Here is a 26,996-nt window from a genome sequence, read left to right on the forward strand (position 1 = left end):
CCGTCAGCGCTCGCCGGTGAGCGTGGAGAAGGTGAACGAGAAGGACGCGGCGGTGGCGTCCAGCCGGTGCCGGGGGAGCACGCCGGGGCCGCAGGACTGACTGCCGATGCCCTGCTGGCCGTGGTCGAGGTTGACCCACAGGGTGTCGCCCGGCACGAGGTCGGTCGTGTGCGCGGCGGCGTCCAGCTGCTCGGTCGTCCAGTGCCGGGCGGTGAACCAGAAGGGCGGTGCGCCCTCGACGGCCACCCCCGTTCCGTCCTCGCGGCGCAGCCGCACCCACCGCACGTCGGCGCGGGCGCCGTTCTCCTGCGGGCGGACGTAGGGCGTCTGCAGCGCCTCGACCGACGCCGTGTGGCGGCCGATGCGGGACGCGGCGCGGGTGTCCGGGTACGCCTCGCCCGGGCCGCCGCCGTACCACTCGGCCGACGTCAGGGTGCCGCACAGGCCGAGGCGGACGCCGAGCCGGGGCAGCGGCAGCGTCCATGTGCCCTCGGGAGTGACGTCGACCCGCAGGCGCAGCCGGTCGCCGTCGGCGGTCCAGCGGTAGACGGTGCGCAGCGCGAACGTCTTGGCGGCCGGGGCGACCCGGGTCCGCACGGTCAGGCCGCCGTCCTCCACCACGACCTCGTCGACGCGGTGCCGCATGCGGTGCAGGCCGGCCTCCCGCCACAACTGCCCGTAGCGCTCGTCGGGCTGCCAGGGGGCGCCCTCGTCGTTGTCGGTCGGGGCCCGCCACACGTCCAGCCGGGGACCGTGGACCGCGTAGCCGTCGATGAGCCGCAGCTCCCCGCCGGCCGCGTCGAAGGTGCCGGGACCGAGCAGCACGACACCGCCCTCGGCGGCCCGCGGGGTGTGCGGCGTGGAACGTCCCGGGGCGGCGGGCGCGGTGGAGGGGACGAGCGCGGGCCACTGGCCCCAGGCCACCTCGTGCCCGGCCGGCGCCCACGGCATATCCCGCTCCAGGACCGCCCGTACCTGCCAGAACGCCTCCCCGGCCAGGTCGGACGCGGCGGGCTCGGGCAGCTTCAGCTCGGTCGACTCGCCGGGCGCCAGCGGCGGCACGGCCAGGCAGTCCTGCGCGGCGGTGACCCCGTCGACCTCGTACGCCCAGGTGAAGCGCAGATGCGAAAGGTCCGCGACGTCATGGGTGTTGGTGACGCGCACGGTGCCGGCGGCGGCGTCGCCCTCGATACGGACCGGCTCGATCACCTTCTTGTACTCGACGAGGCCGGGGGAGGGTGTGCGGTCGGGGAAGAGCAGCCCGTCGCACACGAAGTTGCCGTCGTGCATCTCCTCGCCGAAGTCGCCCCCGTACGCGTACCACCGGCGGCCGTCGGGGGCGCGGCGGGCGATGCCGTGGTCGATCCACTCCCACACGAAGCCGCCCTGCAGGCGCTCGTGGGCCTCGAACAGCCGCTGGTACTCGGCGAGGCCGCCCGGCCCGTTGCCCATGGCGTGCGCGTACTCGCACAGGACGAAGGGCATCGCCCGGCGCCTGGCGTCCAGTTCCGGGTCGCCCCAGGGGAGTTCCTCGCGGTGGCCGATCAGTTCGACCTCGGCGTGGTCGGCGTACATCCGCGAGTACAGGTCGGTGTCGGCGCAGGACAGATCGCCCTCGTAGTGGATCGGCCGGCCGGGGTCGCGCTCGCGGATGCGGCGAGCCATGGCGGACAGGCCGCGGCCGGTGCCGCACTCGTTGCCGAGCGACCAGATCACCACCGAGGGGTGGTTCTTGTCGCGCTCCACCATGCGGTCGGCGCGGTCGAGCAGTGCCGGGGTCCAGCGGTCGTCGTCCACGGGGTTGCCGGCCCAGCCGACCTCGCCGAAGCCGTGGGTCTCCAGGTCGCACTCGTCGACGACCCACAGGCCGAGTTCGTCGCACACCTCCAGGAAGGCGGGGTGCGGCGGGTAGTGGCTGGTACGGACGGCGTTGATGTTGTGACGCTTCATCAGGAGCACGTCCTCGCGCATCGTCGCGAGGTCCAGGGCCCGCCCCTGCGCGGGGTGGAACTCGTGCCGGTTGACGCCCCGGAAGAGCACGCGCCGGCCGTTCACCGTGAGGACGCCGTCCTCGACGGCGACGGTCCGGAAGCCGATCCGGAACGGGACGCGCTCGCCCTCACCGGCCAGTTCGGCCGCGTACAGGCGCGGGACCTCCGCGCTCCACGGTTCTACGGGGAGCGTGACGGACTGGCCGGCGGCGATGTCGACGCCGAGTTCGGGCACGGTGACCCGGCCCCCGGACGGGGCGTCGACGCGCAGCGTGCCCGCGCCGCGGGTGTGGTCGTACGCGGCGTGCACGAAGAAGTCGGGCACGCAGCCGGCCGGCCGGTGGAGCAGCGTGACGTCGCGGAAGACGCCCGGCAGCCACCACATGTCCTGGTCCTCCAGGTAACTGCCGGAGGACCACTGGTGGACGCGGACGGCCAGCACATTGCCGACCGGGCGCAGCAGATGCCCCACCGCGTACTCGGCGGGCAGCCGGCTGCCCTTGAAGACGCCCAGCTCCTCGCCGTTGAGCCAGATCCGCGCGCAGGACTCGATGCCCTCGAAGCGCAGGACGCACTCACCGCCGGCGGGCCAGGTGTCCGGCAGCGCGAAGGCGAGGCGGTGGTCGCCGGTCGGGTTCTCGGTGGGGACGTGCGGCGGGTCGACGGGGAAGGGGTAGCGGGCGTTGGTGTACCAGGGCTCGCCGTGACCGTGCAGCGGCCAGTGGGAGGGCACCGGCAGCACGTCCCAGCGCGAGGCGTCGAAGTCCCGGCGGGTGAAGGCGGTGTCCTCCGCTTCCGCGGCCGGGGAGAGCCGGAAGCGCCACATGCCGTTCAGGCTCAGCCGCGCCGCGTCGGAGGCGGGGGTCCAGGCGCGCGGCGGCAGGGCGCCGCGGCCGGGGGAGAAGTCCTCGTAGTAAGGGAGTTCCGGCGCCCCGGGCGTTCGGACGGACGCCTGCCGGGGCTGGGACATGCTCATACGGCTCCTCGGTCGGCCCGGTGCGCCGGCCGGCGCACCGGACTCGTGGACGGTGAGGGTGCGGGCCACCCGCTGACGAAGGTGATCATGGGGAGGCGGGCGGCGCCAGGAGGCGCTCCGGTGTGCCGGGAGGGGCGACGCCGGACGCCGTACGCTCGCGGCGCGCGGTCCTCGCGGCGTGGCGGGGTGCGCGGTGCGGGCGGGAACCGGTCCGGTGTGCGTCCCGCGGACGCACTTGACGTCCGCGACGGCACGGGGGAATCCCGGAAGCAGTGGTGTGCGGCGGGTGCCGGCGGCCCGCCGTGCGGATGTCCCGGGACGTGCGCCTCATCGCGGCCCCCTGCGCCCCCTCGCGGAACGGCCTTCGCACGGGAAGGCTACGGCGGCGCGCGGCGCTCGCGCAGCCCCTTGCCTCAACCCGCCCGGAAAGCCCGGCGGGCGCCCGCGGACCTCACGCCCGGGTGATCGCGCGGGCCAGCGCGGCCACGTCCACCGCACGGGTCGTGTCCACCCGGTGCACCGTGCCCAGGGCCAGCGGCTCGGCCCTGTCCACCCACAACTGCCACTCCTCCTCGGGGAACCGCGTCCCCTCGGTGTGCACCGGATGCCGCAGCGAAGCCCGTTCGAGGAAGCGGCGCCGCGCGGTCTCCTCGGGCACCGCGCACCACACCTCGTGCACCTCGTCGGCCCCGGCGCGCGCCAGTCCCGCGGCCACCAACGGCCGTGTGTGCGCGAGCCACGGGCTCTCCAGCACCGCGCCCACCGGTGCGTCCGCCAGCAGCGTCCACAGCGTCTCGCCCGCCGCGGCCCCCAGCGACCGGCTCCACTCCCGCGCGGGCCGGTCCGCCGGGCGCAGCGCTCCCAAGTGGTCGGCCAGGGTCTCCTTCACGGAGTCCTTGCTCAGCAGGGGGAGCCCCAGCTCGCGGGCGAGCGCCCGCGCGAGCGTCGTCTTCCCCGCACCGGGCAGCCCGTTGACCAACACCGCCAGCATGCCGCCACCTTAGCCGCGGGCAGCGGCCCCGTCGGTGCGACGGGCGGGCCCCGCACGGTCTTTGTGCCGTGGTGGTCCGCCGCTCGGTCCCTCCGGCGGAGCCGTCCCTCTCCTGATTTGGTGTCACGTCCATTGACACCAAATCGTGTCGGTGGTCCACTGGAACCCGCATGGACGACAAACGGACCTATGAGATGAAGGCTCGTGCGGAGACCACGGCGCAGACGCGCCGCCGGATCATGCAGTCGGCCTTCGAGTTGTCGAACGAGACCAAGTCGCTGGAGATCGTCGTCGCCGACGTCGCGGCCCGCGCGGGCGTCAGCGTGCGGACCGTGCTGCGGCACTTCGGCAGCCGGGACGGGCTCTTCGAGGCCGTCACCGCGTACGTCAGCGACGAGGTCCGTGAGGAACGGGCCGCGCCCGTGGGCGACATCGCGACCGCGGTCGAGGTGCTCTTCGACCACTACGAACTGCGCGGCGAGATGGTGCTGCGGCTGCTCGGCGAGGAACCGGGCGATCCACGGGTGCGCTCGGTGACCGAACAGGGCCGCCGACTGCACCGCGACTGGGTGGAGCGGGTCTTCGCCCCTCAGCTGTCCGGTCGCACCGGCGCGGATCGCGAACTGGTGACCGACCTGCTGGTCGTCGCCACCGATGTCTACACATGGAAGCTGCTGTGCCGCGACCGGGAACTGGACCGGCGCCAGGCGCAACAGCGGGTCAGGTTCATGATCGACGCGGTCCTGGGGGCCGTGGGGGAGGAGCGTTGAGATGGCCCGCATCCTGTTCGTCACGTGGGACGGCGGAGGCAATGTGCCGCCGGCCCTCGGCATCGCCGCCGAGCTCGCCCGGCGCGGCGACTCCGTCCGGTTCCTGGGGCACCCGCAGCAGCGGCGGCAGATCGAGGCCGCGGGGTTCCGCTTCGAGCCCTGCAGCACGGCCCGGCCCTGGTCGGCCACGGCGCGCACGGGCCCCGCGGGGTACCTGCGCATGTTCACCGACCCCGGGCCCGGCCGGGACCTGGCCGCCGCCGTGGCACGCGAGCCGGCCGACCTGGTGGTGATCGACTGCCTGAGTTTTGCCGCGCTGCGGACCGCCCAGGAGATGGGGCTGCGCCACGTGGTGCTGGCGCACACCTTCCACGGGTACCTGACCAGAAGCTGGAGCCGAGGACCACTCGCCCTGGTCGCCGGGCTCAAGGGGTATCACCCGCCGCGGCTCTGGGCGTCGGCCGAGGAGGTGCTGGTGACCTCCCTTCCGGAGCTGGACCCGGGCCGGGAACGCCCGCAGCCGCCCAACGTCCACTACACCGGCCCGGTCCTCCCCGCCGCGGCGCGGCCCGCCTCGCCCGAGGGGCAGCGGATCCTGGTGAGCCTGAGCACCATCCACTACCCCGCGCAGGCCCGTGCCCTCCAGGCGATCCTGGACGCCGTGGCCGACCTGCCCGTACACGCCGTGGTGGCCACCGGCCACGCCGTCGAGCCGGAGACGCTGCGCCCCCCGCGCAACGCCGAACTCCACCGCTACCGGCCGCACGCCGAAGTGATGCCCGGGGTCTCGCTCGTCGTCGGCCACGGCGGCCACGGCACCACCATGCAGGCGCTCGCGCACGACCTGCCGCTGGTGGTCATGCCGATGCACCCCATGCTCGACCAGCCCGTGATCGGCAGGGTGGTCGAGGAGCACGGCGCCGCCCGCGTCGTCCGGCGGAACGCGTCTCCCGAGCGGATCAGGACCGCCATCGGCGAACTGCTCACCTCCGAATCCCATCGGCGGGCCGCCGCCGGGCTCGGCAGCCGGATCCGGGCCGGCAGCGGTGCCGCGGCCGCCGCCGACCGGATCGGAGCGCTTGCCGCGGCTCCGGTCTGACCGTCCGTCACCGCTGCCCGGACCACGGCGTCGCTGCCCGGGCGGCGTCGCCGGCGGTCCGGCTAGGCCGGCGGTGCCACCAACGTCGCCGACTGCCCCGCGTCGCGCAGCGCCGTGGCGACAAAGCCGCCGGCCTTCAGCTCCTCCACCACATCGCGCAGGAACGCCACCGTCTCCGGCCGCCGGGATCTGGTCGTGCCGACCGCCTGCCGGATCTCCATGAAGCGCTCCTCGACCAGCCGTATCCCGGGACGGTCCGCGGCGAAGGCGGTCATCGGCTGCCGGATGCCCGCCGCGACCTCCAACTCCTCGGCGAGGAAGACCTCCACACCCTCGTCCCCGCGCACGATGGTCGCGTGGCGCAGGGTGCGGGTGAGGAACAGGTCGTAGGCCGAGCCGCGCTTCACGCCGACGCGCACGCCCGGGCGGTCCACGTCGGAGGGCGTCGCGATCGCGGAGTCCCGGGGCACGGCGTAGACGCCCTCGATCACCACGTACGGCGCGGTGAAGGCCACGTCCGCCTCGCGGGCGGGCTCGACGGCCAGGAAGCAGAGGTCGGCGCGGCCCGTGGCCATCGCCTCGTACGACTTGCGGGCCGCGTCGAAGCACACGAGCTCCACCGGCACGCCCAGCCGCGCGCCGACCTCCCGCGCGATGTCCACGGTGACGCCGCCCGGCTCCCGCTCGGTGCCGTGCGCCAGCACGGGATTGCCCAGGTTGATCGAGGCCCGCAGCACTCCGGTGGGGGCCAGGTCCTCGACGACGGTGTCGGTTGCGATGGTCATGGGACGGATTCTAGGTACCGCCGCCGACAACGTCCCCGGCGCCTGCACGCCGCTCGGCACACCGCGGCGAGGAGCGGCCCTGCCTGCCCGTACGACCGCCCGCGCGGGCATGGTTCCCGCTCTCCACAGGCCTGGGGCCGCGTTGTCAGTGCCCCCGCCTAATGTTCGGGTCACTTGATCAACCCGGTGCAGGGAGGCACGCGATGGGGTGGGTGACGGTGGGCGACTACGAGGTCTCCCTCGACGAGGACGGGAAGGTCGTGTGCCGCAACGCGGCCGGCCGCCTGCTGAAGTCCGTACCGGGCAAAGTGGCCGACGACCCGACGGTGGTGGGGCTGCGTCAGCTCGCCGAATGGCTGGAGCGGCACGACCGGCAGTGCCTGGCCGACGTGGAGCGGTGGATGGTGCGCTCGCTGCCGGTGCCGATCGACGTCGTCGCGGCGGTGTGGCCCGACCCGGCGTGGCAAGCGGCCCTGCGGGACGTCGTCGTGACCGGCCCCGACGGCGAGGTCGCCGGCTTCCTGCGGGACGCCGGGACGGAGCGCGGGCTCGGCCTGGTGGACCTGGACGGCGACACCGTGCGCATCGCCCCCGAACTCGTCCGCATCCCGCACCCCGTCCTGCTGGACGACCTCGAGGACCTGCGCGAGTTCGCGGTCGAACTGGGCGTGGAGCAGCGGGCGCAGCAGCTCTTCCGCGAGGTCTGGCACCGCCCCTCGGATCTGGACCCCGAGGGCACCGCCGTCGAGGACTACGCGGGCGGCACGTTCAAGGAGCTGCGCTTCCTGCACGGCCGGGCCACCTCGCTCGGCTACCGCGTGCGCGGAGGGCACGCCGTCTGCCCCGTCCTCGAGGACGGCCGGCCCGTCGAGGCCCGCATCTGGATCGGCGACTACGACGGCTGGAGCGAGACCGAGACCGGCCCCCTGTCCTGGACCGACGGCGCGGGACGCGCCCTGAAGCTCGGTCAGGTCGGCGCCGTCGCCTGGTCGGAGGGCATGCGCATGGCGGCCGCCCTGTACGCGGGCCGCGACATCGAGGACGAGGAGCAGGCGGCATGAGCGCCCACGACCGGAACACCGTCACCGCGCTGCTGGACGCCGGCGCGATCCTGCCCCCGGGCACCACCGCCGGCGAGGACGCCGACATCCTCACCGTGCGCGGCTACACGCACCCCGTGCTCGACGGCCGCCGCGTCGTCCGCCTCGTCCCGGGCACCCTCGGCGAGGCGGAGGACCTGGCGCTGGACTTCCTCGGCCTGACCCGCGAGCCGGAGACGCCCGAGGTCGGCCAAGTGCGCCGTGAAACCCTCGGGTTCCCCGCCTGGGCCCTGGTCAACGACCCGGCCAACGGCCACCACGCGCTCGCCCTGGTCAAGGACATCGAACGGCTCGCGCGGACGGCCAAGTCCCGTGCCGGAGCGGCGAAGGACGGCTTCGAGGCGCTGGCCGAACGCCTCGGCCGCGCCGTGCCGCACTTCCTGCCCACCTTCCACGAGCAGGCCGCCCGGGTCTTCCTCCAGCACGAGAACACCACCTACGCCGCGGCCTTCTTCGGCAAGGCCCGCGCCGCCGAGCGCGTCCACGGCCTCGCCGTCGACGAGGACCGCCAGCGGGCCGTGTTCCTGGAGTTCGCCTTCGCGGGCGCCCTCACCGTCAAGGCGCTCAAGGAGCACGTCAAGGACCTCGCCCGGCGCCTCGACCCGGCCGAGGCATGGCGGCAGTTCCGCCAACTCACCGTGGAGCGCTGCGCGGCGGGGATGCCGCCGTACGCCTCGCTGCCGCAGGACGCCCGTGGGCTGATCAAGGCCGCAGGGCTGAACCGGGTCACCGAGGAATGCGCCTTCGTCGCCGACCTGCTGGCCTCGCCCGCCGTCGTGCGCGCGCCCGGCTCCTTCTGGACCGCCTACCGGCCCACCCTCGTCGTCCTCGCAGAGCGGCAACCGTCCGTGCGGGCGCGGCTGCTGGAGTTCATGCCGACCGGACTGGGCCGCGACCCCGAGCACGACGAGTTCTGGCTCGCGCTGCTCGCCGAGACCGGCGCCGACGCCCTGCTGACCGGGGAGGCGGGCGAGAGCGCGGCGGCCGTCGACGCGGCGGACTGGCTGACCCGCTGGGCCACGCACCGCAAGCACGGCTCGCCCAGCTCCGAACGTTCCGCGTCCACACTCGCCCTGGTCTCCCGGATGGCACCCAGGCTGCGCGCCGAAGGACGTCCCGTCGACCTCTTCGCGGCCCGCTGGCGCGCCGGCGCCGAACTCGACCTGCTCGACCTGTGCGTGGCGGAGGGCGTCCCGCTGACCGTTCCCGTGGACGCGGCGAGCGTCCACCTGCCGATCGCCCCGTGGTTGCTCGACCGCGGCACCGGACGGCGCGACCTCGTGGCCACCGGCGCCGACCCGCGCATGCGGCGCCTGCTGCATCATGCGATCGGCCAACTGGGCGACCAGCGCACGCAGACAGCGGCCATGGAGGCCCTGGCCACGCACCCGGTGCTCAGCACCGTTCTGCACGCCTGGCTGGACGAGGCGGCGGAGCAGTTCACCCGTGCCGGCGGCCTGCCCTCCTCCCGCACCGCCCTGAGCCGCATGCGGCCCTTCCGGTCCGTCGTGGCGCGCGTCAACCCCGGCGCCGTCGCCCGCGTCGCCGGCCACGACATCGCGCCGCTGCTCGGCCGTACCCTGCGCGAGGGCATCCTCGACGAACTGGGCTGGCCGGCGCTGGAGGAGGCCATGGAACTCCTTGACGCCGCTGTCGTCACGTCCGCCGGCGAGCACGCGCTCGGGATCACCGAGGCCTGGCCCGCCCTCATCCTCGCCCGCAAGCACAAGGTCGTGGTGGTCGGCCCCGAGAAGGTGCTCCTCGAACACGACCTGCGCATCCCTGTCGTACTCGACCGCTGGCACCAGCCGTACTTCCGCTACACCGACGGTGAACTCCTCGTGATGTGGCGGGAGGGCGACAAACAGCGCGGCTACTGGTCCGCTAGGCCCGCCGACGTCTTCACCCTCGGCGGAGAGACCCTTCCGACGTGGTGGCACGCGCCTGTCGGGCCGCCCTCGATCCCCCTGCCCGGCGGCGGCCGCGCCACCGGCGGCCGCACCCTGCACGCCGGTGACACGGTGGTGCCTCCCGGCCGCCCCGTCCTCGGCGACGGCACCTCCTTCTGGCGCCAGGGAAAGCACGGCCGCGAGCAGGTCTGGATGGAGTACGACCCGGTCAGCGGCACCCACGGCCGCGCCTCCCTGCCCGCCTTCCTGCGCTCCGGCATCCGCGAGGGCGCCAGGCTCCGGCAGGACGACTGCGAGGTCCTGCCGCTTCAACCCGGCCTGGAGGGCACACCCTTCGGTACCGACGGCACGGTCCTGGGCCGCTGGGTCCGCGTCGAGGGCGCGGGCACGGAGGCACGTTGCACCGCCGGCACGCCCGACGGCCGCACCGTCGGGTTCGCCACGGGGGATGGGGAGAGCTGGTCGCGGAAGATGCCGCTCGGCGCGCTGCGGCTTCCCGGTGGCGCCGAGCCCATCGTGGCGCTCACCCATCAGACGGTGTCGTTCCACCCGGCCGGCGACGCGATCGGCACCGACGAACTCGCCACCTTCTCGATGTCAGGGAACGGTGGGGAGTTCGCCGCCGGCACCCGGCTCGTCCCGCCGCTCGCCTTCTGGCACGCCCTGCGCCCGCGCGACGAGAAGGCCTCGGCCGTGCTGCGCGCCCTCACCGACGCGCAGGCCGCCGAGGTGCTGAAGGCCACCGCGAGCGCCCTCGCCGAACGGCGGGCGGAGGAGGACCGCACGAAGGAGTACACCGGTCCTTCCGCGACCGCCGTGGCGCGCGCCTGCGTGGCGCGGGCCCTCCCGGCCGTCACCGAGGAGCGGCTGCTCACGGGCGTGACAGCACTCGTACAGGGCGTCCTCCGCCACCTGGAGGGCGTGATCGGCTTCGTCACGCCGCCGGCGGAGCGGACGCCGCAGTCACGCAGCCGTACCGAGGGCATGTTCGCCGACCACAGTCCCGAGCACGGCGACGACGAGACCCTGCGCGGCGCTGTCGCCGGCATCGCCGACCACGGCTACTCCTCGTGGTCGAGGGAAACGCAGTGGGCCACGCTGCGGCAGATCCGCTCCGTCGGCCACGTACTGTCCGGCCGGCCCGCCGAGGGCAAGCCGCTGCTCCCCGGCCGGGACAGGATCGGCGCGCTCGGCGGCGGATGGCACAGCGATGAGTACACCGTCCCCGGCATGACCCTGGGATGGCCGTCCGTCCTCGGCGCGTTGCGCCCGCTGGCCTTCCGTGCGGCGTCGCCCGCCGTCTCCGGGAATGGGCGCGAGGCGCTGTGTCTGCTCTTCGAGGCGATCGCCGAAGGACCGCTGGCGGCGCCCGGCGGCGGGCTCCGCGAGGTCGTCCTCGGCGAGAAGCACGAGAAGCAGCAGCGGGTGGGGCAGGTCCTGCGCCGCGGTGACCGCACCGTGGTGATCCTGGCCTGCAAGAACGTCGACGGACAGCGCAAGCACGTGCGATGGCTCGCCCTCGACCACGACCCCTCCGGAGCATTCGGCGCCGTCGCCCACTTCAGCCTGGAGGGGGAGACCGACCGTGCCCCGGACCTCCCCGCCGGTCGCCTGGACGAGCTGACCCGGCTCCTGCGGGACAAGGGCGCGGCGCCCTGGCGGGAAGACGGCCCCGGGGCGCTCGTCGCGGCGACTGGCGGCGGCCTCGGCCCCGCGCAGGCGACACTGCTGCTCGCCGGCCTGCCGCAGGACCCGGACACCTCGGCACTGGCGGCCATCGGGCTGAAGCCACGTCAGAAGGAGTTCGGGGCCGGTCTGCTGGCCTCTCTCCGCCCGGACGACCGAGCGGCCCTGGCCGGCGCCCTTCTGCCGGAGGACCCGGCCGGACTGTGGACCACCGGGCCCGACGTCGCGGCGGCCGGTCGCTTCTGGGCGGAACGGCTCGGCGACTTCGTGCGCCTGCCGGAGGAGATCGCGGGTGAACTCGCCGGCGTTCCGGCCTCGGCAGCCGAGGCGGTGCTCAATCCCGCGCGGACCCCGTGGCTCAGCCGCACCACCGTGCAACGGCCCGACAAGGACGGCGATCTCGTCCCCCAGGACCCCATGGCGCTGCCCGGGCGGCACGACATCTCCCAGTCGGTCGCCGCGCTGGCAGGGCTCGCCTACGGACTGCCGTACGGGCATCCGCTGCGCGCCGCCCTCCCAGGCGGCCTGACCGCGCTGCGCCGCCGGCTCGCCGACCGCGGACTGCTCATCGACGTCGACATCGAGTGGACGGAGAAGGGCGGCTCCACCGCCGTTCAGCTTCGCAAGGCGTACGGACTGCCCGCCACCGGCGGCGCCGACCCCCACGGACTGACCCACGCCGGCGAAGCCCTGGTGCTGCGCCCCTGGTACGGCGACACCGAGACCGTGCTCGTCCGCCCGGCCGGGCTGACCGGCCCCGACGACTCCGTCTTCGGGCTCGTCGAGGGACTGGTCGGCCCGCACCGCGGTGGCGGCCTGCGCGGTCTGCGCGCCGTCCTCGGAGACGGACTGGAACGGGCGCTGTCCGCGGGTATCGGCCCGGACGCCCCGGCCGGCCACGCCCAGGACCCCACCCTCACCGTGCCGGACCTCGTCGCCGAAGCCGGCGCCGCCCACGGCCTCGGCGAGGACGCCGCCGCGCTCTACCTGCAACTTCTCGCCCTGCCCGACCCCACGGACCGCAACTGCGCCCGCTGGACGGGCTGGAGGCCCACGCGCATGAAGAAGGCCCGCACCGAACTCGCCGCGAGCGGCCTGGTCGTCGAGGCCCGCCGGCCGCGCGCCGGGCGGACGCTCTTCCTGCCCTGCGGCTGGCGCGACCTCAAGGCGCCCGCCCTCCCGGTGGAGACCTGGAAGGAACGCCTCTACCCCGTCCGCGACCACTTCCGGACCGTCCCGCTGGTCCCGGTGCCCGAACTGTTCACCGCCGCCTGGGACCGTGTCCGCGACGGCGACGCCCCCGCCTTCGAAGAACTCACCACCCGCGCCACCCGGAAGGGCCGCCGCCGATGACCACCACCACACCCCCTGCCGCCCCCACCGCACCCGCGCAGCGGCAGATCACCCCGCCTGAGGACCGGTACGCCAACGAGCTGGCCTTCCTCGCGGCCTACGACACCGGCCCCCGCCCGCCCTCCTGGCGGCTCACCCCGCGTGCCGTCGTCACCTTCGTCATGGGCAGCGGTGGACAGGCGCTGAAGCTGCCGGAGGACGCCGAGGTCCCCGGGGACGTCCCGCGCCGCCTCGTCGTCGAGGGGAAGTTCGTCGGCGACCGTGCCCTGGTGGAGCGGTGCGTCGTGACCCTCGCAGGGGAACGCGGCCTGTTGCTCGTCGGCGAGCCCGGCACCGCGAAGTCGATGCTCTCCGAGCTGCTGTCCGCCGCGGTCTGCGGCACCAGCGGTCTGGTCGTCCAGGGCACCGCCGGTACGACGGAGGACCAGCTCAAGTACGGCTGGAACTATGCCCTGCTGCTCGCCCAGGGCCCCAGCCGGCAGGCACTCGTCCCCTCGCCGGTCCTCACGGCCATGTCGCGCGGCGCCGTCGCCCGCGTCGAGGAGGTCACCCGCTGCCTGCCCGAGGTGCAGGACTCCCTGGTCTCCCTGCTCTCCGAGCGGCGCATCGCCATCCCCGAACTCGCGGGCAGCGACGACGCCTTGGCGCACGCCGCGCCCGGCTTCACCCTGATCGCCACCGCCAACCTCCGCGACAAGGGCGTCTCCGAGATGTCCGCCGCCCTCAAACGACGCTTCAACTTCGAGACCGTCGGTCCCATCGGCGACCTCGATGCCGAGACCGCGCTCGTGCGCAGCCAGTCCCGCGCCGCCGTCGAACGCGCGGGGGCGCCCTACCAGGTCGACGACGCCGTCCTGGAGGCCCTGGTCACCGCCTTCCGTGACCTGCGAGAAGGCCGCTCCGCCGAAGGCTGGGAGGTGGAGCGCCCCTCCACGGTCATGAGCACCGCGGAGGCCGTCTCGGTGGCGGGTGCGCTCGCCCTGGCCGCCGCGTACTTCCCCGGCGACCGTGACGTGCTCGGCCTGCTGCCCGGGCATCTGCTCGGCGTGGTGCGCAAGGACGACCCGGCCGACGCGGCACGGCTGCTCGGTTACTGGGACGGTCCCGTCCGGCGCCGGGCCGAGCAGGGCTCCCCGACCTGGCGCACCCTCTGGGAACTGCGCACCGTGCTGGAGGGCTGACGGCCGTGTCCCGTACCCCCGACGCGGCCCTCGCGGCGCTCACGGACACGGCGGCGCCGTACCTCATCGGCGTGCGCCACCATGCGCCGTCGCTCGCGGCCGCCGTGCCCGCCCTGCTGGACGACGCCAAGCCCGACGTCCTGCTCGTCGAACTCCCCGGCGAGATGCAGGAGTGGCTGCCTTGGCTCGCCCACGAGGAGACCCGGGCGCCCGTCGCCCTGGCCGCCGCCCCCGGCGACGCAGCGGGCGGCGGCCCGGCGTTCTACCCCTTCGCCGACTTCTCGCCCGAACTGGCCGCCGTGCGCTGGGCGGCCCGGCACGGCGTCCCGGCCGTCGCCTGCGACCTGCCGCTCGCGGATCGCATGTGGGCTGTGGGCAGGGAAGCACCGGAAGCGGCGGGGGAGTACGGACCGGGTCTCCACGCGACCTTGCGGGAGCGCGTCACCGGGCGCCCCGGCGACGACCTGTGGGACCGACTCGTCGAGGCCACCGCCCCCGGTTCGCCGCCCGAGGCACTGCGCCGCGCCGCTCTGCTGACGGGATGGGCCCTCCGCGAGGACGCGGCCGCCTCCCGCGGTGTTCCCGCACTCGACCTGCGGCGCGAGGAGTGGATGCGGTCCTGCCTCGCCGACGCCACGGCCGACGGGGCCCGCGCGGCCGTCGTCGTGGGCGCCTTCCACGCACCGGCGCTGCTCCCGGGGGCGACACCTGAGGGCGCGTCCGCGGCGGGCGATGACGCCGCGAGCGCGGTGCGCGAGGACGCCCGCTCCTGGACGACCTCCCTCATCCCGTACACGTATGCGCTGCTGGACGAGCGCTCCGGCTACCCTGCGGGCATCCGTGACCCTGAGTGGCAGCACCTCGTCCTCGAGGCAGCCGGCGACCCGGACATGCTCGAGGCCGGGCTGATCCGCACCGCCGTCCGCGTATGCGCCGAACTGCGGGCGCAGGGCCATCCATCGGGCCCGGCCGACGCCCGGGAGATCAGCCGGCTCGCCGGCGACCTCGCCCGGCTGCGCGGACTGCCGGCCGCCGGGCGGGGCGAACTCATCGAGGCCGTGCAGACCGTGCTCGCGCAGGGCGAGCCGTACGGACGGGGCCGGGCGGTCGCGCGCGCCATGGAACGCGTCCTCATCGGCACCCGGAGCGGACGGCCCGCTCCCGGCGCTCCGCGCAGCGGCCTCGCCCCCACGGTGGAGGCCGAGGTCGCCGCGCTCGGGCTGCCGGGACCTGAGCCGGGGGCGGTGGCCACCGACGCCCGGGACCTGCGCCTCGACCCGCTGCGCTCCGACCTCGACCGGCGGCGCGAACTGCTGCTGCGCCGGCTGGCGGTCTGCGGCGTCCCGTACGCCGAGCCCAGGGACGTCAGCGGTGTCGGCGGCGCCGACGCACTCACCACCCGCTGGCAGGTGCGCTGGACACTTGCGACCGCCGCCATGCTCACGGCCGCCGGCACCCGCGGCGTCACCGCCGCACAGGCGGCCGAGGGCGTGCTCCGCGAGCGCCGCCGTTCGGAGACGGACGAGGGCGGTCCCACCGCGGCCCAGACGCTGCGCGGGCTCGCCGAGGCCGCCGAGTGCGGGCTGCCCGCACTCACCGACGAACGTCTCGTCGAGGCGGCGGACGTCCTACCCGGCACCGGCACCCTGCCCGAACTCCTCGGCGGCCTCGCGCTGCTGGACCGCGTCCGCGCCGGGCACATCGCCGGGCTCGGCCGCGACGAGGACCGCACGACCCGCGCGGAAGCCGTCGCCGGCCTGCTGACGGCAGCCGCCGTGCGCCAGGTGGACGGTCTCACCGGTTCCGACGATCCCGCCGACGCCCAGGCGCTGCTCGAACTCGCCCACCGCGCCGACCGGTTCGGCGGCATCCGGCTCACCGACGCGCTCACCCGCCTCGCCGCCGACGGATCACCCCTGATGCGCGGCGCGGCAGGCGCCGTCCGCGTGCTCCTCGGCCACGAGTCCGCACGCGAACTCGGCGCCCGGGTCGCCTCCTGGGTCGACGCGGCGACGGACCCGCCGTCCCGCGCCACTCTCGGCGCCCGCCTCACCGGCCTGCTCACCGCGGCCGGCCCGCTCCTCGAAGCCGCCGCCCCAGCGCTCGAACCACTGCTCGACCGTGTCGCCGACCTCCCCGACCGCGACTTCCTCGACCGGCTCCCCGCCCTCCGGGGCGGCTTCGACACCCTCAGCCCCGCCGCCCGTGACCGGCTCCTCGCGGCGGTCGAGGAACGCCTCGGCGCCGGTGGCATCGCCGACACCGCCGGTGCGGATCCCCTCGCCCTCGCGGCCTGGACCCGCGCCGACTTCACCGCCCGCACCACCCTGCGCCGGCTCGGCCTGCTCCCTCAGAACGGTGGCCCGGCGCCGGAGGAGGCGCGCGACGCGCTGCCGGGCGAGGGCGATTCCGTACCCGGCACGACGGACGGCCCGCCCGGCCGCACCATCGGTGCCGCGGACCGCTGGCGGCTCGTGCTCGGCCGCCGGACAGAGCAACTGCCACGGAACGCTGCGGCCTTGGCCACCGCCCTGGACGAGCTGTACGGCCGGGGCCGCGGCGAGGGGAGCCGGGGTGACATGTCGGGCGGCAACGGCGGGGGCCGGGAGGCGGCGTATCCCGGGGTGCGCGAGTGGTCGGAGGAACTGGCCGCGCTGTTCGGGCCGGGCATCCGCGAGGAGGTCCTCGCCGCGGCGGCCGCGTCGGGTCGCAAGGACGCCCTCGGCGAACTCGACCCGGACAGCGTGCGGCCCTCGGTAGAGCTGCTGCGCACGGTGCTCGCGCACGCCGGAGGCCTGCCCGAGGCACGGCTGGCGGCCCTCCGGCCCCTCGTACGCCGCCTCGTCGAAGCCCTGACGCGACAGCTCGCCACCCGCCTGCGCCCCGCGCTGCACGGCACCGCCCTGCCTCGCCCCAGTCGGCGGCCGGGCGGTGGGCTCGACCTTCCGCGCACTCTGCGGGCGAACCTCGCCACCGCTCACCGTGCCCCGGACGGCACCGTCCAGGTGGTCCCCGAGCGCCCGGTGTTCCGCACCCGGGCCCAACGTGCCGCCGACTGGCGGCTGATCCTCGTCACGGACGTGTCCGGGTCCATGGAGGCGTCCACGATCTGGGCGGCGCTCACGGCGTCCGTGCTGGCCGGGGTGCGGACCCTGTCGACGCACTTCCTGGCGTTCTCCACCGAGGTCATCGACCTCACCGACCACGTCACGGACCCGCTGTCGCTGCTCCTGGAGGTCAGCGTCGGCGGCGGCACCCACATAGCGGCCGGACTCCGGCACGCGCGCGCGCTGGTGACCGTTCCGTCACGCACCCTCGTCGTGGTCGTCAGCGACTTCGAGGAGGGCTATCCGGTCGGCGGACTCCTCGCCGAGGTCCGGGCGCTCGTCGGCGCCGGCTGCCACGTCCTGGGCTGCGCGAGCCTCGACGACTCGGGACGCCCCCGTTACTCCACCGGTGTGGCCGGGCAACTCGTCGCCGCGGGCATGCCCGTGGCCGCCCTCAGCCCCCTCGAACTCGCCCGCTGGGTGGGGGAGAAGATCACATGAACCCGAACCTGCCCCCGGTCGCCCCCGCCGTGACCGCCGAACTCGTCGCGGCGCTCTCGCCCCGGCTGCGCAAGCGTCTCGACGCGGGCGTCGCCAAGCTGGCGGACCGTCCGGTCGTCCGGGACGGCGACACCGTGCGTCTCGCGGTCGACGACGACACCGATCTCGAACTGCACGCCCCTGACGGCACGGTGACCAGCGCCGAGGCGATCCGCTGCGGATGCCTGCTCGCCCCGGACTGTCTGCACCGCGCCTGCGCCGCCTCGGCCGCGCCGGTCGCGGAACCCGGCGCCGGTGACACGGCGCCGGAGCCCACCGCTCCGGCGGGGGAAGCTGCGCCGCAGGTGGAACCGGACGCCGCCACCCCGGAGCAGCGCGTCGCCGCCGACGCCGTGCGCCACGCGGCCGCCGCGGTCCTGGAGGCCGGTATCGACGGCGCCGGCGCCGTGCCTCAGGCGGAGTTGCTGCGGGCGGCGCACACGGCCCGGATCGGCGGACTTCCCCGGATCGCCGCCTCCGCCGTCTCCGTCGTCACCCGGCTGCGTGCGGCCCGCTCCGGCGACCCGGCCCACCGCCTGGCCGACCTCGTCGAGGCACTGCGCGAACTGCTCGGCCCCGCACACCGGGTGCCGTACGCCACGGGCCCCGAGCTGGCTGCCGTACGCGGCACCGCACGGCAGCCCTACACCCCGGACGGCTCGCTGCGGCTGTACGGCCTGTTCTCCGAACCCGTGCTCACCGCGAGCGGCCACGCGGGCGCCGTCACATGGACCGCCGACGCCGACGGCCGCCTGTACACCGTCTCGGACGTCCTCCCGGGCGGCCCCGGAAGGGCCACCGGGGCCGCCGACCGCAGCGTCCGCATCGGCGACACGGCCCTGACCCACCGCGAGTTGTCCCGCGCGGGCCTTGCCGTGTCCGGCGCCACCGTCTCGCCCACCGGCCGGCTCGGCGCGGGCGCCGGGGTACGGGCGGTCCGGGCCTCCGGCGCGGCCTGGACCGGCGAACCGCTGGACCGCCTGTGGGCCGTGCCCGCCGCGGACCAGGCCGCCCGCGCCCTGGCCACGGGCGACGGTCTGCTCTTCCTCGACGTCACCCTCACCGGCACCGTGCGCGAGACCGGCGGGGACTGTCTGCTCGCCGAATGCGAGGGCCTGACGCTCCGTCTGACCGCCGCCCACGACCACCCGGCCCTTCCGTACCGGGACAACCTGCGGCTCCTCGCCGCCGCCCCCGGCCTCCGCCTGCGCGTCGTCGCCCGGCTCGATCCGGCGCCGCACCCCCGCGCCCGGCTGCTCGCCCTGAGCCACCCCTCGGATCCGGCCACCCGTCTCGACGCCGGACTCGACCGCCTCCAACGGGCCGACCTGCCCTGGTCCACCCCGCCGACGACGGCTGCCGCACCCGCCTCCGAGGACGCGCCCCTGCACCTGCTGCAACGCCGCGTCCAGCAGGCGGTCTCCGGCGGCCGCCGCGTCGTTGCCCTCTCGTCCACCGTCCCCGCCGACGCCCGACGTCTGCACCGCGCCGGACTCGCCACCGCCGCCGACCTCCTCACCGACCTCCACTCCCGCGCGGCCACCCGCGACCGCGACGTCTTCGGCCGCCTCCTCCCCACCGACCCCGCCCACTTCGCCCACGCCTGGCTCGCCGCCGCCACCTACACCGCCGAAGTCGACCACGCCCTCTGCGCCGCCGCCTGGGGCACCGACCTCCCGGAGCAGGTGGTCGGCCCCGCTCTGGCCTGACGCCGGGCAACTGCCTTGCCGTGACCGTGGAGGCCGAGGAAGCTGGGCCGATGCCGGGGCAGCGGAAGAGGAAACGTCGGCAGCGCGACGAGGGGCAGCGGGATGCCGCTCGGTTCGCGCCGGGCACGGGCCGCTGGGAAGTGCTCTTCGAGACCCAGGACGCGTCGGACTGGCTCGCGCACATTCGCCGTCTCCGAGTGTCCGACACGCGGATCGACTGGACGGCGGTGCGGATGGATACGTTCTGCGGCCGCCTGGTGCACCCGACCACCTACCGGCTGAGCCTCTTTGTGCCGGCCCCTGACGAAGATCCGTGCCAGGGGACCTCCGACAGCCGACCTTTGTGATCATCTGTCAGACCACAGACCACAGACCACAGACCACAGACCACAGACCACAGACCACAGACCACAGACCACAGACCACGCCGCGAGGACCGGTCGGGGTCAGGTGCACGCGGCAACGCGGGAAGTGGCTCTGTCCGGCGGCAGTTCGCCTCGTGCCCGGTACGGACCCGCGGGTTCCGGCCGTCTTCGCTGTCACTGGTGAGCGCGACGAGGGCGACCACCGACGGCGGATCGGAGGGTTCCACGTCTTGCGCCGGGCGGGTTCGCGCGGCGCCGTTTGGCACGATCCGTTCGCCCGCGCGTGTGGTTCACGTGCGCATCAAGGGTTCGGTGTTGACAGGTATTCAGGTGAGGCGTTTCACTCATGCCCGCTGGCAACGTTGTCAGGGGCCGGACAACGTTGTCGTGCGGCGAGTGCGACGCACTCTCGGTCATCCGTGAAGACGACCCGGTTGTGGAGGCACGTGATGGCAAGACCCTGGCGCGACCTGCTGACCCGCAGGCACCAATCCCCTCATCTGCCGCGAGCACGGCGCCTGCGCGTTCCCCTGGCGGCGGTCGCCGTCCTGAGCCTCGCGGCCGGACCGCTCCAGGCGGCCGCGGCCGCGGCGCCGGCCGCCGACGCGCCCTGGGTGGACGACCCGGCGTCGCTGGTCAATCCGATCATCGGAACATCGGGCGCCGTGGACACCTTCCCCGGTCCTGACGCGCCCTTCGGCATGCTGCAGTGGGGGCCCGACACCTCCCCGAACCGCCCCTCCGGAGGCGGTTACGAGTACAACGACAAGAAGATCTCGGGCTACAGCCTCACCCACATCTCCGGCCCCGGCTGCCCCGCCGCCGGCGACGTGCCCGTGCTCCCCGTCACCGGGGCCCTCACCGGCGACCTGAGCGCCGGCTCGACCGGCTTCAGCCACGCCAACGAGCACACCGAGGCGGGCTATTACCGGCTGACCGACGACGCGGGCATCACCACGGAACTCACCAGCACCACCCGCGCCGGGCTCGCCACCTTCACCTTCCCCGGCAGCGCCGACTCGCACCTGCTGCTCAAGCTCAGCGGCGGCGCCACCCAGATCGACAACACCCGCGCCCAGGTGGTCAACGACCACGAGGTCTCGGGCGCGGTGACCAGCGGCCACTTCTGCGGCGCCGACAACACCTACACGCTGCACTTCCGCATGACCTTCGACCGCCCCTTCACCAGCAGCGGCACATGGGTCGGCGGAACGGTCAACCCCCAGGCGAAGTCCCTGCGCCTCGGTGCCCCGGAGCAGCCGCTCGCGCCCCCCGCGACGCGCGGCCCGCAGAAGGAGCGGCACTTCACCGTGCCGGGCCGCCCCGGCCCCCGCGCCGGCCACGGCCCCGGCGGCGGCTCCGCGAAGGGGAAGGGCTCCGAGACGGGCGCCACCCCGAGTTCCGGCACCCGCGCCAAGCCCCCGGTCACCGGCGCCAACGGCATGTACCTGACTTTCGACACCACCACGCAGAAGGCCGTGAAGGCCAAGGTCGCCATCTCGTACACCAGTGACGCCAACGCCGCCAAGAACCTGACCTCCGAGATCCCGGGCTGGAACTTCGCCGGCGTCCGGCAGGCCAACCACGATGCCTGGAACAAGATCCTGGGCCGTGTGCGGATCGGCGGCGGGAGCCACGACCAGCAGGTGCAGTTCTACACCGCGCTGTACCACTCCCTCCTGCACCCCAACGTCTTCTCGGACGTCAACGGCGAGTACGCCGGCATGGACGGCGAGATCCACACCGTCCGCAAGGGCCACACCCAGTACGCCAACTACTCCGGCTGGGACACCTACCGCTCCCAGACGCAGCTGATGGCCGTCGTCGCGCCCGACGTCACCAGCGATGTCGTCACCTCCATGGTGAACGGCTTCGACCAGACCGGCCTGTTCCCCAAGTGGGCCCAGAACAACGGCGAGAGCTACGTCATGGTCGGTGACCCGGCCGCCGGAATCGTCGCGGGCGCCTACGCCTTCGGGGCGCGCGACTTCGACGCCCAGGGCGCGCTGGACTCCCTCGTCCACCAGGCCACCCACCCCAACAACGACCGACCGGGCCAGGCCGTCCGCGACGCGAAGGGCTATCTGCCCATCGACGGCACCGACTGGGGCTGCTGCAACTTCTACGGCCCGGTGTCGACGCAACTGGAGTACGACAGCGCCGACTACGCCATCGCCGCGCTCGCCAGGTCCCTCGGCGAGAACGGTGTCCACGAGACCTTCGCCACCCGCGCCCAGGACTGGCAGAACGTCTTCAACGTGCGCACCGGCTACGTCCAGGCCCGCACCTCCTCCGGCGCCTTCGCCACCGGCTTCTCGCCGGGCACCTCCAACGGCTTCGTCGAGGGCACCTCGGCGCAGTACACCCCGATGATCCCGTTCAACCTCAAGGCGCTGATCGCGGCCCGCGGCGGCGCCGACGCCTACGACGCCTACCTCGACAGCCTCCTGTCGGACATCGCCCACCCGGGCGGCACCAACGCCGACCTCAGCAATGAGCCGAGCGTGGAGATCCCGTGGGAGTACGCCTACCTCGGCCGTCCCTGGAAGACGCAGGCCGCCGTCCGCGAGGCCCAGCAGAAGCTGTACTTCAACGCGCCGGTCGGGCAGTTCGGCAACGACGACCTGGGCGCCATGAGCTCCTGGTACGTCTGGTCGGAGCTCGGCATGTACCCGCAGACGCCGGGCACCGACACCCTGGTGCTGGGCAGCCCGGTCTTCCCCAAGGCCCAGATCCGCCTCGGCGGCGGCAGGACGATCAAGATCAACGCTCCGCAGGCCGCCACGGACGCGCCCTATGTGCAGTCGCTGCGCGTCGACGGCACGGCGCACGACGCCGCCTGGCTGCCGTTCGCCGACCTGAGCCGGGGCGCCACGCTGGACTTCACCCTGGGCACGAGCCCCAACACCGCGTGGGCGTCGGCGCCTTCTGCGGCTCCGCCGTCGGACGCCACCGGTCAGCGCACCGTCCTGGCGGGCGCCGGTCCGTCCGGCGCCGGGCTGGTGCTCACCCCCGGCGGCAGCGGCACCGGCACGCTCGACCTGGCCAACATCGGCGCCAAGGACGAGGTCGTGCGCTGGACCGCGCAGGTGCCGTCCGGGGTCTCCCTGGACGCCACGTCGGGCTCGCTCCCCCTGGGCGCGGGGGCGAAGGAGTCCCACCCGGTGACGGTGACCGGCGGCGGCGCGGAAGGCACGTACGACATCGTCTTCTCACTCAGCACCGCCTCCGGCAGCGACCTCGGCACCACGGTGCTGCATGTCGCCGTCGCCGCGCCTGGCGCCCTGTGGCCGTACTACACCAATGAGGGCGTCCACCCCGACGGCAGCGAGTACAACGGCGGCTTCGACGGCGGCGGCTGGGCGTACTCGAAGGAGGCGCTGGCCGCGGCCGGCATCGAGGGCGGCAGCACGGTGACCGCCGACGGCATCACCTACACCTGGCCCGGCACCACGGCCGGGCAGCCTGACAACATCGAGGCCTCCGGGCAGACCGTCCCGCTGACCGCGCCCGCCGGGACGACGTCCGTCGGTCTGCTGGGCTCGGCGACCAACGCCTCGTCCGCCGGGGCGACCGGCACCTTCACCGTCACCTACGCCGACGGCAGCACGGCGCAGATCCGCTCCGGGTTCTCCGACTGGACGCTGGGCGGCGGAGGGGGCAAGCCCATCCCGGGCAACACCACGGCCGTCACGACGGCCTACCGCAACACCGGGAGCGGCAAGCAGGACAAGGTGGCCACCTTCGTGTTCGCCGTGAAGCTGCCCGTGGACGCCGCCAAGCGCGTCACGAGCATCACCCTGCCGGCGACCGCCGACGGCACGGCCCACGTGTTCGCCTTCGGGTACGGGAGCTGACGCCGCGGCCGGGTGGCGGCGCCTCGCGGGGCACCGCCACCCGGCCGCACATTCGCACGTCCGGACAGCTCAGGACACGACGTCCTTGCCCCGGAAGCCGCGGTAGGCCAGGGCGAAGAAGACCACGGCGAACGACACCGACACCGACACACCCTTGATCATCCCGGCCCACTCCAGCCGGGGCTGCAGCGCGTCGAACCAGGCGTACTGCCAGTGCGTCGGCAGGATGCTGCGCAGCGAGCCCAGGGCCGTGATGGCGTCCAGGATGTTCGACAGGATCGCGACCCCGACCGCCCCGCCGACCGCCCCCAGCGGGGCGTCGGTGACCGTCGACAGCCAGAAGGCGAAGCCCGCGACCGCCAGTTGGCAGGCGAAGACGTACAGTGCCGCGATGGCCAGCCGCCCGGCCGCGGTGCCCGGCGGCAGCGAGCCGGCCGAGGTCAGCTCCATGTCGTGCCAGCCGTAGGCGAGGGTGCCGACCCCCAGCGAGACCGCCGGCAGGGCGAGCACCGCGACCGCGCTGAAGACCAGTGAGACCAGCAGCTTGCTGGTGAGCAGCCGGGCCCGGGGCACCGGCGCCGCCAGCAGGTAGCGCAGCGAGGACCAGCTCGCCTCGGAGGCGATCGTGTCGCCGAAGAAGAGCGCGACGGGGATCGTCACCAGGAAGCCGGAGGAGACGAAGAGCACCGCCAGCGCGAAGTTGACCCCGGAGGCCGTGGCGACGTCGATCATCGTCGGCACCGAGTCCCGGCCGCTGGGCGTGCCGCCGATGGCGAACGCCGCCCACACCACGACGGGCAGGCCCAGCACCACGGCGAGCGCGACGAGCGTGCGCCGGCGCAGGAGCTGCCGCACCGCCTCGACGCGGAAGGGCAGGGTGCGGCCCGGGCGGTAACCCGGCGCGACCTCCACGGCCTCCGTGGCTTGTGTGGCCTCTGCGATGTCCAAGGGCCCGGTCATGCGGACTCTCCGATCAGGGTCAGGAACGCGTCCTCCAGGCGCCGGTGCGGGCCGACCCGCTCCACCGGCACGTCCAGCCGCAGCAGTTCGGTCAGCAACTCCGGCACGGTCATCGTGCCGGGCCGCACCAGCAGCCCGTCCTCCACGGACTCCGCGCCCGCGATCCCGGGCAGCGCGGCGAGCTTCTCGGCGACGGCCTCGCGCGCGTCGCCCGGCATCCCGGGCGCGGCGACGAGCAGCGCCTCGCCGCCGCCGGAGATCTCGCCGACCGGGCCGGCCGCGATCAGCCGCCCCTTGTCCATCACGACGAGGTGCGTGCAGCTCTGCTCGACCTCGGACAGCAGGTGGCTGGAGACGATGACTGTGCGTCCGGCGGCCGCGTAGCGCCGTACGACGTCGCGCATCTCGCGGATCTGCGGCGGGTCCAGTCCGTTGGTCGGCTCGTCGAGGATCAGCAGATCGGGCAGGCCGAGCATGGCCTGCGCGATGGCGAGCCGCTGCCGCATGCCCTGCGAGTACGTCCGCACGGCGCGCTCTAGGGCCTCGCCGAGACCGGCGATCTCCAGTGCCTCCTCCACGTGGGCGTCCGCCGCCGGACGGCCCGTGGCGCGCCAGTACAGCTCCAGGTTGGCCCGCCCGGTCAGGTGCGGCAGGAAGCCGGCGCCCTCCACGAACGCGCCGACCCGCGACAGCACGGGCGCGCCGGGCCGGATCGCCTGGCCGAAGACCCGGATGCCGCCCGCGTCGGGCCGGATCAGGCCCATCATCATCCGCATCGTCGTGGTCTTGCCCGCGCCGTTGGGGCCGAGCAGCCCGAGCACCTGGCCGCGCTCCACGCGGAACGACAGCTCGCGCACCGCGTAGCGGTCGGCCGCGCCCTTGTACCGCTTGGACAGCCCGGAGATCTCCAACGGCACGTCGGCGAGGGCGGGTTCGGGCGCCAGCCGTACGGTGCCCGCCCGCCGCCGCCCGGTCAGCAGAAGGGCCGCGGCCAGCGCGAGCGCCGCGAGGGGCAGCACCCACACCCAGGCGGGCAGGCCGCCCTGGTCGGTGGTCAGCGCCGGGTCGACCGGCACGGTCAGCGCCGCGCCCGCGGGCAGCGACACCTGGTACGTGGCGGGCTGGACCGGGGAGGAGTAGCCGAGGTCGGTGCTGGACAGCACCAGCCGCAGCCGGTGCCCGGCGGCGAACTCGTGGTCCACGGCGGGCAGCGTGACCGGCACGGTGCCCTTGCCGTCCGCGCGCAGCGGTGCGACGAGCTGGTGGGGCAGCGATTCGGAGCCGCCCGGCCCCACGTCGTACAGCTTCGCGAAGAGCACCGCGCCGTCCGGGGCGTCGGTGCGTACGTCCACCCGGACGCTCGCGGCGCCCGTCAGCCGCAGCGGCGAGCCCAGCGGCGCGGAGTCGAACGCGGCGCGCTGACCGGGGAAGTCCAGCGACAGGGACAGCCCCTGGCCGAGGTCGGAGAGCTGCGACAGCGCGCCGACGCCGGGCACCGCCGAGATGGCGGGCGGGTTGCCGCCGGCCGGGTTGGCCACCGCCTGGGCCCCGCCGGTCAGCGCGATCCGGCGGGTCTGCGTGCCGCCGAGCCCGGGGTAGGCGGGCGCGTCGGCGCCGCGCTTGATCGCCCGTCCGTCGGTGGTGTCGACGCCGCCGGCCCGGGTGACGCGGAACGCGGGGCCGGTGCCGACGCCCTTGTCCTTCTTCAGGTAGTGGTCGAACCAGGCCGTGATCCGGCCCTGGACCCGGTCGGTCTCCTGGTCGCCGCCGTCATGACCGCCGGAGAACCAGTCGACGGCGACCGGCGCGCCGCTCGCCTTGACCGCGCGCGCGATGGCGTCGCCCTGGTCGAGCGGGAAGAGCGAGTCGTTCTGGCCCTGGACGACCAGGGTGGGCACCTTGATGCTCGCGGCGACCGACGAGGGGCTGGAGCGGTCCAGCAGCTGCCGGGTGGCGGCGTCCTCCCGTCCCGAGACCGCCGAGCGGTCATACATCGCGCACAGTTGGGCGGTGAAGCCGCACTTCGCCCCGTCCGCGCCGGTGGAGAAGAAGATCCCGGCCCACAGCTTCTTGAACACGCCGCCCGGGAACAGGGCGTCGGAGAGGTTCCACCACGTGATGGCGGGCGCGATCGCGTCGACCCGCCGGTCGTGGCCCGCGGCGAGCAGCGAGACGGCGCCGCCGTACGAGGCACCGGTGACACCGACCCGCGGGTCGTCGGGACCGTCGCGCAGGACCTCGGGCCGCTTGCCCAGCCAGTCGATCAGCCGTGAGACGTCGGCGACCTCGGCGTCGGGGGAGTTGAGCCCGATCCGGCCGCCGGACCGGCCGAAGCCGCGCGCCGACCAGGTCAGCACCGCGTAGCCGTGCCGGGCCAGATCCTCGGCCTGCGGCCGGACGTCTGCCTTGCTGCCGCCGAAGCCGTGCGCGAGCAGCACGGCGGGCCGCGGCGTGCCGCTGCCCCCGGAGGTGAAGTACGACGCGTCGATGCGCACCGTCCGCGCGCTGCCGGGGGATTCCGGGAGGGAGAACACCCGGTCCTCGCGGTGGACGGCCGGCGGGCCGTCGGCCGCGGCCAGCGTCACCGCCCCGCCGCCGGCCAGCAGGGCGAGCGCGGCCACCCCGGCGGCGAGACGCCGTCGGGAACGCAAGGGCCTGGGCAGGGCCAATCGCATG

Annotated in this window: 14 protein-coding genes; 9 read left to right on the forward strand and 5 right to left on the reverse strand. The window is 74.6% G+C overall.

What is annotated here, in order from left to right; all coding sequences use genetic code 11:
* Nucleotides 1-3: 3 nt before the first annotated feature.
* The gene (locus tag ACFWVC_RS22630) at nt 4-2,967 is read right to left on the reverse strand and encodes a glycoside hydrolase family 2 TIM barrel-domain containing protein (protein ID WP_384288813.1); all 2,964 of its coding nucleotides are present in this window, start codon (nt 2,965-2,967) and stop codon (nt 4-6) included.
* A 451-nt stretch (nt 2,968-3,418) separates the two neighbouring features.
* A complete protein-coding gene (locus ACFWVC_RS22635; RefSeq protein ID WP_384288815.1) occupies nt 3,419-3,958 on the reverse strand; it encodes an AAA family ATPase in 540 nt (179 codons plus the stop codon).
* Nucleotides 3,959-4,128: 170 nt separating this feature from the next.
* Here ACFWVC_RS22635 and ACFWVC_RS22640 point away from each other — a divergent pair, with 170 nt between their 5' ends.
* On the forward strand, nt 4,129-4,728 hold the full coding sequence (locus tag ACFWVC_RS22640) for a TetR/AcrR family transcriptional regulator (protein WP_384288818.1): 600 nt from the start codon (nt 4,129-4,131) through the stop codon (nt 4,726-4,728).
* A gap of 1 nt (nt 4,729) precedes the next feature.
* Entirely contained in the window at nt 4,730-5,827 is a 1,098-nt protein-coding gene (locus ACFWVC_RS22645) for a glycosyltransferase (protein WP_384288821.1), read from the forward strand.
* A 62-nt stretch (nt 5,828-5,889) separates the two neighbouring features.
* Here the strand turns inward: ACFWVC_RS22645 and ACFWVC_RS22650 are convergent, their stop codons facing one another.
* Entirely contained in the window at nt 5,890-6,612 is a 723-nt protein-coding gene (locus ACFWVC_RS22650; protein WP_384288826.1) for a transporter substrate-binding domain-containing protein, read from the reverse strand.
* Nucleotides 6,613-6,815: 203 nt separating this feature from the next.
* Here ACFWVC_RS22650 and ACFWVC_RS22655 point away from each other — a divergent pair, with 203 nt between their 5' ends.
* The 7 genes from ACFWVC_RS22655 to ACFWVC_RS22685 all read left to right on the forward strand — a co-directional run bounded on the left by ACFWVC_RS22655 (nt 6,816) and on the right by ACFWVC_RS22685 (nt 23,360).
* The gene (locus ACFWVC_RS22655; RefSeq protein WP_384288830.1) at nt 6,816-7,673 is read left to right on the forward strand and encodes a DUF4132 domain-containing protein; all 858 of its coding nucleotides are present in this window, start codon (nt 6,816-6,818) and stop codon (nt 7,671-7,673) included.
* On the forward strand, nt 7,670-12,661 hold the full coding sequence (locus ACFWVC_RS22660; protein ID WP_384288835.1) for a hypothetical protein: 4,992 nt from the start codon (nt 7,670-7,672) through the stop codon (nt 12,659-12,661). The genes ACFWVC_RS22655 and ACFWVC_RS22660 overlap by 4 nt, the downstream gene beginning before the upstream one ends.
* A complete protein-coding gene (locus tag ACFWVC_RS22665; RefSeq protein WP_384288838.1) occupies nt 12,658-13,842 on the forward strand; it encodes an AAA family ATPase in 1,185 nt (394 codons plus the stop codon). Before ACFWVC_RS22660 ends, ACFWVC_RS22665 begins: the two co-directional genes overlap by 4 nt.
* A gap of 5 nt (nt 13,843-13,847) precedes the next feature.
* Complete coding sequence (locus ACFWVC_RS22670) at nt 13,848-17,390, forward strand: DUF5682 family protein (protein ID WP_384288841.1); 3,543 nt, start codon at nt 13,848-13,850, stop codon at nt 17,388-17,390.
* Nucleotides 17,387-19,138 (forward strand): hypothetical protein, encoded by a 1,752-nt coding sequence (locus tag ACFWVC_RS22675; RefSeq protein WP_384288843.1) that lies wholly within the window; start codon nt 17,387-17,389, stop codon nt 19,136-19,138. The genes ACFWVC_RS22670 and ACFWVC_RS22675 overlap by 4 nt, the downstream gene beginning before the upstream one ends.
* Nucleotides 19,139-19,158: 20 nt before the next feature.
* Nucleotides 19,159-19,485, forward strand: coding sequence for a hypothetical protein (locus tag ACFWVC_RS22680; protein WP_384288845.1), 327 nt, complete (start codon nt 19,159-19,161; stop codon nt 19,483-19,485).
* Between the two features lie 467 nt (nt 19,486-19,952).
* A complete protein-coding gene (locus tag ACFWVC_RS22685; protein ID WP_384288847.1) occupies nt 19,953-23,360 on the forward strand; it encodes a GH92 family glycosyl hydrolase in 3,408 nt (1,135 codons plus the stop codon).
* Nucleotides 23,361-23,429: 69 nt separating this feature from the next.
* On the opposite strand, the gene ACFWVC_RS22690 is transcribed toward ACFWVC_RS22685, so the two are convergent.
* Both ACFWVC_RS22690 and ACFWVC_RS22695 read right to left on the reverse strand, forming a co-directional pair.
* A complete protein-coding gene (locus ACFWVC_RS22690) occupies nt 23,430-24,320 on the reverse strand; it encodes an ABC transporter permease (protein ID WP_384288850.1) in 891 nt (296 codons plus the stop codon).
* Nucleotides 24,317-26,995, reverse strand: coding sequence for a CocE/NonD family hydrolase (locus ACFWVC_RS22695; protein WP_384288853.1), 2,679 nt, complete (start codon nt 26,993-26,995; stop codon nt 24,317-24,319). Before ACFWVC_RS22695 ends, ACFWVC_RS22690 begins: the two co-directional genes overlap by 4 nt.
* Between the last annotated feature and the right edge of the window lies 1 nt (nt 26,996).

It is taken from the genome of Streptomyces sp. NPDC058691 (genome assembly GCF_042714775.1).
GTDB lineage: Bacteria > Actinomycetota > Actinomycetes > Streptomycetales > Streptomycetaceae > Actinacidiphila.

Excerpts from the sequence above, each read along its gene's own strand:
- ACFWVC_RS22630 (WP_384288813.1), bottom strand. The coding sequence starts at position 2,967 with ATGAGCATGTCCCAGCCCCGGCAGGCGTCCGTCCGAACGCCCGGGGCG.
- ACFWVC_RS22635 (WP_384288815.1), bottom strand. The coding sequence starts at position 3,958 with ATGCTGGCGGTGTTGGTCAACGGGCTGCCCGGTGCGGGGAAGACGACG.
- ACFWVC_RS22640 (WP_384288818.1), top strand. The coding sequence starts at position 4,129 with ATGGACGACAAACGGACCTATGAGATGAAGGCTCGTGCGGAGACCACG.
- ACFWVC_RS22645 (WP_384288821.1), top strand. The coding sequence starts at position 4,730 with ATGGCCCGCATCCTGTTCGTCACGTGGGACGGCGGAGGCAATGTGCCG.
- ACFWVC_RS22650 (WP_384288826.1), bottom strand. The coding sequence starts at position 6,612 with ATGACCATCGCAACCGACACCGTCGTCGAGGACCTGGCCCCCACCGGA.
- ACFWVC_RS22655 (WP_384288830.1), top strand. The coding sequence starts at position 6,816 with ATGGGGTGGGTGACGGTGGGCGACTACGAGGTCTCCCTCGACGAGGAC.
- ACFWVC_RS22660 (WP_384288835.1), top strand. The coding sequence starts at position 7,670 with ATGAGCGCCCACGACCGGAACACCGTCACCGCGCTGCTGGACGCCGGC.
- ACFWVC_RS22665 (WP_384288838.1), top strand. The coding sequence starts at position 12,658 with ATGACCACCACCACACCCCCTGCCGCCCCCACCGCACCCGCGCAGCGG.
- ACFWVC_RS22675 (WP_384288843.1), top strand. The coding sequence starts at position 17,387 with ATGAACCCGAACCTGCCCCCGGTCGCCCCCGCCGTGACCGCCGAACTC.
- ACFWVC_RS22685 (WP_384288847.1), top strand. The coding sequence starts at position 19,953 with ATGGCAAGACCCTGGCGCGACCTGCTGACCCGCAGGCACCAATCCCCT.
- ACFWVC_RS22690 (WP_384288850.1), bottom strand. The coding sequence starts at position 24,320 with ATGACCGGGCCCTTGGACATCGCAGAGGCCACACAAGCCACGGAGGCC.
- ACFWVC_RS22695 (WP_384288853.1), bottom strand. The coding sequence starts at position 26,995 with ATGCGATTGGCCCTGCCCAGGCCCTTGCGTTCCCGACGGCGTCTCGCC.